Annotated in this window: 7 protein-coding genes and 2 tRNA genes; 1 reads left to right on the top strand and 8 read right to left on the bottom strand. The window is 60.4% G+C overall.

Going from position 1 to position 12,275, the window contains the following annotated elements; all coding sequences use genetic code 11:
• Positions 1–6: 6 nt before the first annotated feature.
• The 5 genes from mprF to MnOB_RS27580 form a co-directional block, all read right to left on the bottom strand.
• The gene (gene mprF, locus MnOB_RS27560; RefSeq protein ID WP_077527725.1) at positions 7–2,652 is read right to left on the bottom strand and encodes a bifunctional lysylphosphatidylglycerol flippase/synthetase MprF; all 2,646 of its coding nucleotides are present in this window, start codon (positions 2,650–2,652) and stop codon (positions 7–9) included.
• 218 nt (positions 2,653–2,870) lie between these two features.
• On the bottom strand, positions 2,871–5,276 hold the full coding sequence (locus MnOB_RS27565) for a bifunctional diguanylate cyclase/phosphodiesterase (protein WP_077527726.1): 2,406 nt from the start codon (positions 5,274–5,276) through the stop codon (positions 2,871–2,873).
• A 145-nt stretch (positions 5,277–5,421) separates the two neighbouring features.
• Positions 5,422–5,498 (bottom strand) — tRNA-Met (locus MnOB_RS27570).
• Positions 5,499–5,614: 116 nt separating this feature from the next.
• A tRNA-Met gene (locus MnOB_RS27575) sits at positions 5,615–5,691 on the bottom strand.
• A gap of 516 nt (positions 5,692–6,207) precedes the next feature.
• Complete coding sequence (locus tag MnOB_RS27580) at positions 6,208–8,253, bottom strand: acyltransferase family protein (RefSeq protein ID WP_077527727.1); 2,046 nt, start codon at positions 8,251–8,253, stop codon at positions 6,208–6,210.
• Positions 8,254–9,169: 916 nt separating this feature from the next.
• Here MnOB_RS27580 and dinB point away from each other — a divergent pair.
• The gene (gene dinB, locus MnOB_RS27585; RefSeq protein ID WP_077527728.1) at positions 9,170–10,225 is read left to right on the top strand and encodes a DNA polymerase IV; all 1,056 of its coding nucleotides are present in this window, start codon (positions 9,170–9,172) and stop codon (positions 10,223–10,225) included.
• A gap of 143 nt (positions 10,226–10,368) precedes the next feature.
• Here the strand turns inward: dinB and MnOB_RS27590 are convergent, their stop codons facing one another.
• From MnOB_RS27590 to MnOB_RS27600, 3 genes are read right to left on the bottom strand one after another with little or no spacing between them, the layout of a single operon-like run.
• Complete coding sequence (locus MnOB_RS27590) at positions 10,369–10,776, bottom strand: META domain-containing protein (protein WP_077527729.1); 408 nt, start codon at positions 10,774–10,776, stop codon at positions 10,369–10,371.
• Positions 10,773–11,213 carry a hypothetical protein gene (locus MnOB_RS27595; RefSeq protein ID WP_077527730.1) on the bottom strand — a complete coding sequence of 147 codons (441 nt, stop codon included), beginning with the start codon at positions 11,211–11,213 and terminating at the stop codon, positions 10,773–10,775. The genes MnOB_RS27590 and MnOB_RS27595 overlap by 4 nt, the downstream gene beginning before the upstream one ends.
• A gap of 35 nt (positions 11,214–11,248) precedes the next feature.
• Entirely contained in the window at positions 11,249–12,232 is a 984-nt protein-coding gene (locus MnOB_RS27600) for a 2-hydroxyacid dehydrogenase (RefSeq protein ID WP_077527731.1), read from the bottom strand.
• Positions 12,233–12,275: the final 43 nt, after the last annotated feature.

Consider the following 12,275-nt stretch of genomic DNA (forward strand, 5'->3'; position numbering starts at 1 on the left):
AGCACCTCAGCGTTTTACCAGGCCTGTGAAACCGCCGGCGATCAGGGCTGCGGTATCCGCCAGCGCCACCAGTGGGTCGAGGCCGGCGGGCACGGCCATGTAGCGCGGCTCCCAGTCGGGCTGGAACTTTTCCTTGAAGCGGCGCAGGCCCTGGAAGTTATAGAACTGCTCGCCACGGCGGAAAATGAGCGCGCCGAGGCGCTGGGTCAGGGGCGCGCCGCGACGCGGCTGCAGGCCGGCCAGCGGCACCATGCCCAGGCTGAAGCGGGCATGGCCGCGCTCCTTGTAGTGCAGTAGCAGGCTGAGCATGAGGAACTCCATGGTCAGCTTCGGCGCGTGGGGGTGGACGCGCATCAAGTCGATGCTGGAAAGGACGTTGCCTTCGGTTTCCAGGAGGTTCGCGAAGGCCACCGGCTTGCCCTCGAACTGGATGGTGGCGATGCGGAAATGGTTGAGGTAGTCCGGGTCGAAGCGGCCGAGGGAGAAACCTTTCTCCCGTGCCTGCTTGCCCTGCATCCAGGCTTCGGAAATGGCCTGCAGCTGGTCCAGCGGTGCGGTGCCGGCTTCATAGATCTGCAGGTTGAGGCCGTCGCGCTGGCCACGACTCAGGGTGTAGCGCAGGTCCTTCATGGCCTTGTTCTTGGCGTCCAGATCGAAGCGGGTCAGGTCGACGCGGGCTTCCTCGCCCAGCTTCAGGGCCGATAGGCCAATGTCCATGTAATAGGGCAGGTTTTCCGCACGCACCTGGTAGAACACCGGCCGCGCATGATGGTGGTCGCACAGATCGCGGAACTGCCAGATCAGTTCGGCGCGTCGATAGGCCGGGCCAATGGGGTCGAACAGGGCCACCAGGCTGCGGCCACGCCGGGCATACATGAGGAACGCGTCGCCCTGCGGATGGAACAGCAGCGCCTTGTCGCCGGTCAGCACCAGGCCGCCGTCGGGCTGATCGGAGGCACGGATTACCGCGGAGGCGCGCTGCAGCTCGTCGTCAGTCGGCTCGTGGATGGTCGGCGGCACCGGGCGTAGCAGCCAGGCCAACGCGATACCGGCGAGCAGGATGCCGCTGGCCAGGGAGGCGCGCAGTGCGCGGGGCGCATCGCCATCCACCTCGAACTGCCACCAGAGCTCATGGCTGTAGGGCACGTCCTGGAAGGCGAAGAACATCACCCAGATCGCCGCCAGCAGCACGCAGGCACTGGCCGCCAGGTTGAGCGGCGAGAAGGGCATCTCCAGCAGGCGGCTGGGGCGGTAGAAGGCAGCACGGAAGATGGCCAGCAGCACGGCCGTCATGGTCAGCAGGCTCGACTCTTCCCAGTCGAAGCCCTTGAGCAAGGACATCCCGGCACCCGCGAGCAGCAGCACCACGGTCAGCGCCCAGGCCGCCGACAGGCGATGACGCAGGCCGTGGGCCAGCAGCAGGCAGAGCACGCCGACAAGACTGGCGACCAGGTGCGAGGCATCGATCAGGCGGTGGGGAATGAGAAAGCTCAGGTGCTCAAGGCGGACATCGGCAGCCGGAGTGACGCCGGAGAACAGCAGTACGACGCCGCTGAGGAACACCAGCAGCGACAGCACCGGCGCGGCGAGGCCGGAGGCGGCGCGCAGGGCCTGGCGACCGGCGGGGAACAGGCGCTGGGCTTCGTTGGCGAGCAGCAACAGGCAGGCCAGCACCAGTGGCAGGCCGACGTAGACCAGGCGGTAGAGGAGCAGTGCGGCCGCCAGCGGCGCGGCCCCCAGCTGGCCGGCGAAGGCCGCCAGCAACACGGCCTCGAATACGCCAACGCCACCGGGTACATGGCTGAGCACGCCTGCGGCCAGGGCCAGCATGTAGACCAGCAGGAAGGCGCCGAGGGGCGGTGCTTCCGGCAGCAGGACATAGAGCACGCAGGCCGCGGCACAGACGTCCACCACGGTGATCAGCAGTTGCAGTGCCGACAGGCGCAGGCCCGGCAGTCGCACGCTGCGGTTGCCCAGGGGCAGGTCGATGCAGCCTGGCACTGGCGGCTCGGCTGCACGCTGGCGCGAAATCCAGAGAATGAGCCCGCCACCGGCCAGCAAGACGCCTACTGCAAGGATGATCACCAGGCTTTCCGGCAAGCCGAGGGCAATGGAGGCGGCAGCCGGGGCGCTCAATGCGGCAAGGGCGGCCAGCGGCGGCAGTGCCGAGCCCAGGGCCAGGCTGGCGAACAACGTGATGCGGGCGATGTCGCCGGCACCCAGGTTATTGCGTCCGTAGAGGCGAAAGCGCACCGACCCGCCGGTGAGCATGGACAGGCCGACGGCATTGCCGACCCCCGAAGCGCAGAAGCTGCCGAGGGCCATGCGCGGCAAGGGCAGGTGCACGCCGGCGAAGCGGCAGCCAGACCACTCGTAGCCGACGTAGGCGATGAAGCTGACCGCGGTGGCGCCCAAGGCCAGCAGCAGGCTGCTGCCGGGGACGTCATGGATGGCGGCGCGCAGTGCATCGGGATCGAGTTCCCGCAGCAGGTGCCAGCAGGCCAGCAGACCGAGGACGAAGACCAGCAGGGTGAAGGCGATGACGATCCACTGCCGGTAAGCCGTAAGGCTGTCCAGCCAGCGGAGCGGGGCGGATTCTTCATTGAGTTGGCCGTTGGCCGGGTTATCCGCTGGCGGAGTGTTGGCGCGCATCAAGCACCTCGAGGCAATGTGCGCCACTGTGTGTGGGCGCCGACGGCAAGTTCCAAGTGCCTGGCAGAACTTTTTTCTTCGCCGTCACGGCCATGCGGAAGCACGGGGAACGGCCGGATAAGCGCCAAGTCTAGGCGAGTGCGGGGAAGCGGCTGTAGCGGGGAGTCGAGGGAGGCAGGTGGCGAGCGGCAATTTGTCGCGGCCGGAGGCCCCGCCGGTCAATGCCAGACCGAGCGGGTCTCCCAATCGCGGAATTGATCGGCGGGGATCGGCTGGCTGATCTTGTAGCCCTGGGCGATATCGCAGCCGTATTGGCCGAGCTGGGTGAGGGTCAACTGGTCTTCGACCCCCTCGGCGACCACCGTCAGATCCAGGTTATGGGCCAGTTCGATGATGGAGCGAACGATCTTCGCCGAGCCATCGTTGCTGGTCATGGCGCTCACGAAGGACTGGTCGATTTTCAGCGAATCCACCGGCAACCTCTGTAGATACGCAAGGGAAGAGTAACCGGTGCCGAAATCATCGATGGTCAGGTGGGCGTCCAGTTCCTTGAGTGCGCTGAGGGTCTGCATCGAGGCAACCGGGTCTTCCATCAGTGCGCTTTCGGTCAGCTCGAACTCGATCCAGTGGGGTTTGGCTCCCCAGGTGGCGAAAGAGCCCTGAATACGCTCCAGCAGGCGCGGGTCGCGCAGGTCGTGGGCAGAGAGATTGACAGAGATGGGGCGTTCATCACCCTCTTCATGCCAGGCGTAACGCTGGCCAAGGGCGGTATCCAGCACCCAGAGGGTCAGCGGGGTGATCAGCCCGGTGTTCTCCGCCAGGCGGACGAACTCGTCCGGGGGCAGCATGCCGTGCTGCGGATGGCGCCAGCGCACCAGGGCCTCGGTGCCGCAAACGCGATTGCTGGCGATATCCACTTTGGGTTGGTAGTAGAGCAGCAATTCGTTGCGGTCGATGGCGCGGCGCAGGTCGCCCATCAACGTCAGGTGCTGGGCGCATTCCTGGTCGAGTCCACCCTGGAACACTGCAAAACCGGCATTGGACCGCTTGGCCTGCTCCATGGCGCTGCCGGAGCGGCGGATCAGCGCTTCCGGTGCCGTGCCGTGGCCGGGGTAGAGTGCAATGCCGATGCTGGCGCGGGCTTCCAGGTAGAGCCCGGAAAGCTCCACCGGATCGTACAGTGCGGTGAGAATCTGCTTGGCCAGTTGTGAGGCGTGCTCGGCGCCGCTGTTGGGCATGAGCACGGCGAATTCGCACTCGCCCATCCTGGCCACGGTACGTTCCGCCCCTACCACCTGCTTCAGGCGGGAGGCGATCTCGATCTGCAGGCGGTCGCCTTCGCGGTAGCCGAGGGTTTCGTTGATCTCCTGGTTGCGGGCGATTTCCAGGTGCAGCAGGCCGAGCGGGCGGCGTTCCTGGCGGGCGGTGGCGATGGCGCTATCCAGCAGCTCGTGCAGGCGAACCCGGTTGGGCAGGCCGGTCAGCGCATCTTCATAGGCCATCCTGCGAATGGTCGCTTCGGCTTCCAGGGCGCGAGACCGGGTGCGTAATGTAGCGATGCCGAAACCCAGGTCGTTGGCCATGGCCAGCAGCAATTCCACTTCCTTTTCATCGAACGCATCGGCGCTGGTGGCCATGATCACCAGCATGCCGATGAGGTTTCCTTCCACGTGCAGGGGGAGTGCCAGGGCACCGGAGAAGCCCAGTTCGACGGCTTCTTCGTGCAAGGGAGCTGCGGAGTCGCCGAGCAGGTCGCGCATCACCAGCGGATGACCGGCGAGCAGCGCCTGCTCCAGTTCGCCGTGGAAGTTCCGGTCATGACTGCCGGCGCCCCAGCCCTGGCAGATGCCATTGGCGGCGTGGCAGGCCATCACCTTGTAAGGATGCGCCGTATCGTCCTGGCGGTAATCGACCCAGGCCTGGCAGTAACCGCATTCATCCACCAGGACCCGGCATATATCTGCCAGTAGAGGGATTTCGCTGGTCGCGTGGATCACCGCATGGTTGACCGCCACGCGAGTGGCCAGGGCTCGATTCAGGGCTTCCACCTGGAGTTCGGCCTGGCGGCGGCGGGCCTTGCTGCGCAGGGCCTGAAGGCCGAAAGCCATGTCATCGGCTGCTTCGCTGAGCAGTTCCAGTTCGCGCTCGCCAAAGGCATCGGGCTCCTTGGCACAGATGGCCAGGGCGCCGAAGATCTGGCCGTCCACCCGCAGGGGCAGGGAGAGAATCGAGGCGATGCCGTGGGTGACGGCGCTTTCCCGCCAGGGGCTGAGCCTGGGGTCGGTGAGGATATCGCGCGTGATGTTCGGTCTGCCGGTGCGAATGGCGGTGCCGGTGGTGCCGTGTCCACGTTCGCTGTCGGACCAGGTGATGTTCAGCGAATCGATATAGGCGCGGTCGAGCCCGACGTGGGCCAGGGGGGTTACCGTTTGCGCTTCATCATGTTCGGCGCGGCCGACCCAGGCCATGCGGTAGCCACCTTCTTCCACCACCACGCGGCAGATTTCCTTGAACAGGAAGCACGGGTCCTCGGCACGCAACAGGGCGCGATTGCAGCCGCTCACCGTACGCAGGGCGCGGTTGAGGTATTCGACTTCCTCGCTGGAGGCGCAGTAGTCGGCCATGGCCAACCTCCATCTGGTGGATGGGTGCGCTTGAAGTATAGAGGCCGGGTCTTGTCCGGTCGGGCGGCTGACGAACAGCCTGGACGGACGGAGGGGGAGGCGGAAACGAAAAAGGCCACTCCGAAGAGTGGCCTTTTCCTTATGTTGGTTGCGGGAGCTGGATTTGAACCAACGACCTTCGGGTTATGAGCCCGACGAGCTACCAGACTGCTCCATCCCGCGCCGGCAATTCTACAGATTGGCGGGGGGCTGTCAAACGATTTCTGCTTTTTAAATCAAATACTTAATTCGAGCCCAAACGAAAAAGGCCACTCCGAAGAGTGGCCTTTTTCTAATGTTGGTTGCGGGAGCTGGATTTGAACCAACGACCTTCGGGTTATGAGCCCGACGAGCTACCAGACTGCTCCATCCCGCGGCAGCAATTCTACAGTTCTGCGAAGGGCTGTCAAACGATTTCTCAGAAAAATTCTTTTTCCCTCAAATATTTAGCAAATCGCGATGTTCGCGAAGGCTGGCTTACTACTGCGCTAGAGCGGCCGGAGGGAGTGCCGGCTGCTGTATCATCGCCGGTTACCTGAACCCTCTGCGCGTCACCAACCCGCCATGCCGCAACGAAAGATCATCCACATTGACTGCGCGCCGCGTCTGCAATGATTTTTTGCGTTCGTTAGGGTAGTGAGGCCTGTGGGCTGTGCGGAAAATGGATTCGCCGGGGTTCGCTGGCGAGCTGCCCCAGAGCAGAGGAACTGTTAGATGCCGTTGAGCACCTGGCTCCATCTTCTGTTCCGGGGGAACCGATTCTTGATCACCGCCCCACGCCGCGTCCGGGATTTCGCAGCGCCTTGCTACGCTGGCCCCCAGCCATGGCGGCAATGCTACCTGCACCGACTTTTCGTACAGGACCTAACTCCCATTCGGGCGGCTGTCGCTCCTATTTAAGGTTCAATCCATTTCCTTTGGCCCAGACACTGAAGTTTTTTCCAACCGCGTCGCTGGCATACTCTGTGAAATGGTAATACTCATCTCTAAACGCTGGCATGCCGTCAATTATCATAGAGCAGCCATTATTCGAGCAAAATGTATCGTTCTGGTCAAAGAATAATACGTTGTCGAATGATTCTCCAATTTCGCGCATTAAGGGGGTGAATTCATTAAATAGTTTTTTGCGCTCTACTGCGGTAATGATGCAGTCTTTTTCAGGTGATTTGAGCGGCCTGGAAAAACATCCCTTGATGTCGTAATTTGTTTTGATGTGTGGGGCGAATATTACAATTTTTATGCCTAGGTCTTGCATGTAGGAAATGCGTTGTTTTAGGTTTTCTGCATATTGCTGGTCTGTGTATTCTTTTGGTTTGAAGGAGATCAGGCCGTCGATAATTACTACTTTGACTGATCTTGAGTTTTTTATTATGGAGTCTATGAATTCCGCTTGATGCTTTGGCCAATCTAGCGCGCAGGGGTCGCCAGTGTTGGCAGGTCCGCCGACATATGCGGGGTCGCAAGCTCCTATTGATAGGACAGATTCGTTGGGATATGCGTGAACGATTCCTGGGTACAGATGATTTGCGTAAGAGTTTCCCAGTAAAACTACGGTAGGATTTTGGTCTTTGTTAGTAATGCAGAACCACCACGGATATTTCTTGGATTCTTCAAATTTATATCGAGTTAGGCAAAGCTCGTTTTTTGTGTACTTCCATCCGGTTGTTGAAACGAACTGTTCGGATATGAGTTGGCTTTCCTTAATGTTTTGTCGCCAAGCCAAGCCGTTTTCTTGGTAGGTCATGAAGCCTACGCAACCGAGAGTTGCCATGATTGCAGTGAGTGCGACTGGTTTAAAACTGGATTTAACTCTTCGCAAAGGAGTTTCAATCAGTCGATAGGTCGCCCAACCCAATGCTATAGCTAGCACGACAGCCGCGAGTCTTACCTCTGGCGCAGGTGTCCCGCTCTCGATGATTCGGGCGAAAGAAATTAAAGGCCAGTGCCATAGATAAAGTGGAAAACTGATCAGTCCAAAGAAGACAAACAATTTGCTCGACAGGACGTGCTTGTTGATCCATGCCTGGGGTCCTGCAAAAATTATGAGGATTGCGCCAGCACAAGGTATTAGTGCCCACCACCCTGGAAAAGCTTCTTTAGAGATCATAATGCCGCCGACGGCAAGCAGGGTAACTCCCAAGACTGACTGCGCGTTGCGCAGCACCGCCTCGCTATCGGTGAATCCTGCCCTTCTCGCAATTGATTTGATGAGCGTACCAAGTTTTTCACTTATGGCATTGTGCTTCTTACCACGGTGCATAGTCGTGTAGGCAAGTGCTGATCCTGCTAGCAATTCCCAAGCCCGTGCTTGCGGTAGATAAAACGTTGCTGTCGGGTCTATCTGCAATCCTTGTACATTCAAAAAAAACGACGTGCTGAGACCAAGCAGCGTAATGGTTAGCAAATTTAGTCTTAGCTTCCAAGTTACCCATAGAATAACTGGCCAGGTGATATAGAACTGCTCTTCTATGCCAAGCGACCAAAGGTGAAGTAAGGGCTTAATATCTGCCGTTGTGTCGAAATATCCGCTTTCGTTCCATAAAACGAAGTTTGATAGAAAGGATGCGCCGCCGGCTATGTGTTTTCCCAGTTCTTTGTATTCACTTGCAAAAAGAGAAAACCATCCGAACGCATAACAGGTTGCTAATATCAGTAGGAGTGCCGGGAATATTCGATTGATGCGGCGTGAGTAAAAAACTGAAAATCTGAATTTTTTCCCCTCTAGATCGCCATATATAATTGTTGAAATTAAGTACCCGGAGATTACAAAGAAAACATCAACACCGATAAATCCGCCAGGTAGGAGCGAAGGAAAAGCGTGGAATATAACGACCGACCACACTGCTATCGCGCGCAAGCCATCAATATCTGGTCTGTATTTTGGGTGGTCAAGGTGCTGTGGTTTTAGTGAAAAAGCCTTTTGGGCAAAGGACGACATTGTGTTTTATGCTCCGTGAGTCTTTAGGCCCTTCGGCAATCGGCGGCGCGTATTGTACTCGCTACTAGTTAGAGGCAGACGCTTGCGTGCGGCCTGCCTTGAGCGGTTTATCATTATCAAAGAAAACCTGCCCATCACAGTAGAAACTGCTCCAGATCTTACCGCACTCCGGCAAGAAATCCGGCGTTCTTGCAGCTGCCGAAGCTCCGCGCTACCGAGCTCGTGGGCTTTTTCGGTATCTGCTCTGTTCATCTCCCTCCATCATGGAAGTCAAGCCTTTGGCGCGCATGTAGACTCGGACGATGAGTTCTGAGATCTCTGGGAAAATTGAGCAAGGCAGGCGGGGGCAGAACCATAGATAAGGAAAGTGTTGGCTCCAACCGGACAAGTGCATATGTATGGATACTCGTCTAGGAGCTCTAAAAGGCCGCCCGCATACACCTTCCAGGCAGTCGAGATCTCCACCAGGATCAGCTGGCTCGTATTGAACAGAGTCTGTTGGTGCGTGCGGTCGGCTTCAGCTACGGCCGGTTTTCTGTGTCTGTCGACCGCTTTTGCATCCAGGTTGTGGGGGCCTGTAGGTTGCCCAAACGGCAAACCCGCCGTCTATTAGGGCGCCAAAGAAGGCGCTGACCCGCTCCGTGGATAGTATTTTATCGAGTGCGTGAAGCAGCCAGTTGATCAGGTGCATACGTCCATGTTTCATGGCACCACGTCTCCTCAGTCGTTTTCTACCAGCCTGGGCGGAGTGAGCGTGCTCGCCGTGGCGGACTGCCCTTGCGGATGATCGTCCGTCGGGGAGACTGGTAAGCGCCTATTCAGTCCGAGCAACTGCGCATACAGCGTTGGAAAAGCGGGTATCAAAGCGGGTAAAGATTCGATCTTTTTCCGCAATGCTTAGGAAAGACAGCTCTTTATGTCGCAAAGAAAAATCATCCACATTGACTGCGACTGCTTTTATGCCGCGATCGAAATGCGCGATGACCCTGCATTGGCGGGTAAACCCCTGGCCGTCGGCGGCTCCCCGGACAAACGCGGGGTCGTGGCCACCTGCAACTACGACGCCCGTGCCTATGGGATACGCTCGGCCATGCCGATGCGTACGGCGGTCAAGCTGTGCCCGGACCTGAACATCGTCCGGCCACGGATGGATGTCTATAAATCGGTGTCGCGACAGATCCATCAGATTTTTCGCGACTACACCGAGATCATTGAGCCGTTGTCCCTGGACGAAGCCTACCTGGATGTCTCCGACAGCCCGCATTTCAATGGCAGCGCCACGCGCATCGCCCAGGAAATTCGCCGGCGAGTGGCAGCGGAACTGCATATCACGGTGTCTGCTGGCGTTGCGCCCAACAAGTTCATCGCCAAGATCGCCAGTGACTGGCGCAAGCCGGATGGCCTCTTCGTGGTCACGCCGGACCAGGTTGACGAGTTCGTCGCTGCGCTGCCGGTCAACAAGTTGCATGGGGTCGGCAAGGTGACGGCAGAGAAGCTCGCGCGCCTGGGGGTACGCACCTGCGCGGACCTGCGTGACTGGAACAAGCTGGCGCTGGCGCGGGAGTTCGGCAGCTTCGGTGAGCGCCTCTACAACCTGGCCCGTGGCCAGGACGACCGCATCGTGCAGGTGGACAGCCGCCGACAGTCCATCAGTGTGGAAAACACCTACGACCAGGACTTGCCGAATCTGGACGCCTGCCTGGAACAGCTACCCGCCTTGCTGGACGAACTGCGGGGTCGCATGGCCCGGCTGGATGCCAGCTACAAGCCGGATAAGCCCTTCGTGAAACTGAAATTCCACGATTTCACCCAGACCACCCTCGAACAGTCCGGTGCCCGTCGAGATCTGGACAGCTATCGGCAACTGCTCAGCACGGCATTTGCCCGTGGTGACAAGCCGGTGCGCCTGATCGGGGTGGGAGTGAGGCTGCAGGATCTGCGTGGCGCGGTCGAGCAGTTGAATCTCTTTTAAGGCACGACCTGCTTTTACTGTAGGGGCGAATTCATTCGCCAAGGGCAGCAAAGCTGCCCCATATGGCTTGGAGGGGCAGACCTTCGGCCTGCTTGGCGAATGAATTCGCCCCTACATCGATAGGATCGAATAGGAGGCGATGATCAGCCTTCCACCGGCCAAAGCCGGATCGGCTTGCCTTCGGCGGGCCACAGGCGCAGCTGGTCGATGGGGGAGATGTCCCAGCGTTGCACCTTGCCGAGGGAGTCGAGGAAGCGCTGCTCCTGCTCCATCAGCGCCGGGGCGCACATCTTGCGGGTGCTGCCGGGGGTGCCGAAGGTGAGTTTGTCGCCTTCCAGGGTGTAGGACGCGAACCAGTGGTTGCAGCCAGCGTTGCCGTAGGCACGGTTGTCGTCACCCAGGGTGATGGTCAGGTGGCTGCGGTCGATCAGCGGGCGTTCTCCGATCCACTCCACCTGATAGGTCGTGCCGGTTTCCAGTTGCGGACGATCGGTGGCGCAGCCGGTGAGGGCAACGGCCACCGCGGTCAGCAGCAGGGCTTTTCGGGTCATTGAGTGTCCTCCTGACGGCAGTTCGGGCAGTAATGCTTGCCAGCCTGGCTGCGCCAGCCCAGCTCCGCGATACGCGCTTCGGCCGCAGGTGCCTGGGCCTGTTTGCCGAGGCCGCCGTCGACAGCGAATTCGAAGTCCAGGTGCGCGCCGCAGGCGTCGCAGTCCACTTGCCAGTTGTGAATCGAGAGTTCCTTGAAGACCGGGCCCTTGGCCACCGCCAGCCATTGGCCGGGCGGATTGATCAGGTGGCGGACCTTGTCCACGGTCAGGCGCATGCTGAGGTCGCGGCTGCCCTTGAGGGTCACCAGCAGGGTGTCGCCGGTCTTGATCGAGCCGCCGGTACCCGTGACCTGGTAGAGGCCCGGGGAGAGGGCGCGGCACTCGTTCAGGGTGTGGGCGGGGTTGAGCAGGTTGTATCGGAAATCGTGTTCGGCCATAGGTCCTCCGGAAGCGCCGCGCATGCTAACACGGCCTAGGCGTCCACCTGATTGCACGGCCGTCCGGCGGCCCAGGCGAGGATGTTGTCCAGGGTGGTGCGGGCGATGGCGGAGAGGGCTTCGCGGGTCAGGAAGGCCTGGTGGGCGGTGATGATCACGTTGGGGAAGGTGAGCAGCCGTGCCAGCACGTCGTCCTGCAGGGGCAGGTCGGAACGGTCCTCGAAGAACAGGTTGGCTTCTTCTTCATAGACATCCAGGCCCAGGTAGCCGAGCTGGCCGGATTTCAGCGCGTCGATCAGCGCGGGCGTATCCACCAGGGCTCCGCGTCCCGTATTGATCAGCATGGCGCCGCGTTTCATCTGCTCCAGGCTATGGGCGTTTACCAGATGCCGGGTGGCGTCGTTGAGCGGGCAATGCAGGCTGATGATGTCGCTGTCGGCCAGCAATTCTGGCAGTTCGACATAGACCGCGCCCATCGCTTCGACGCTGGGATTGCGCTGCGGATCGAAGGCCAGCAGGCCGCAGCCGAAGCCGGCCATGATGCGCGCGAAGGTGGCGCCGATCTGGCCGGTGCCGACCACGCCGACAGTCTTGCCGACCAGGTCGAAACCGGTCAGCCCGTGAAGGGTGAAGTCGCCTTCGCGGGTGCGGTTGTAGGCACGGTGCAGGCGCCGATTGAGCGCCAGGATCAGTGCCACTGCGTGCTCGGCTACCGCATGCGGCGAATAGGCCGGTACCCGCACCACGGTTAGGCCTAGGCGCTTGGCGGCGGCCAGGTCCACATGGTTGTAACCGGCCGAGCGCAGGGCGATCAGCCGCGTGCCGCCACTGGCCAGGCGCTCCAGCACGGGCGCGGACAAGTCGTCGTTGATGAAGGCGCAGACCACGTCGAAACCATTGGCCAGCGCAGTGGTGTCGAGGGTCAGCCGCGTCTGCTGGAAGTGCAGCTCGAAGTTGGGACTGGCGCCGAGGAAGCTCTCGCGGTCATAGGCCTGGCTGCTGAACAGAATGGTGCGCATGGGATCTCCTTGGTTGCCCAGCAGCATAGCTGGCGTCTGGCCA

The organism is Metapseudomonas resinovorans (genome assembly GCF_002003485.1).
Taxonomy (GTDB): domain Bacteria; phylum Pseudomonadota; class Gammaproteobacteria; order Pseudomonadales; family Pseudomonadaceae; genus Metapseudomonas; species Metapseudomonas resinovorans_D.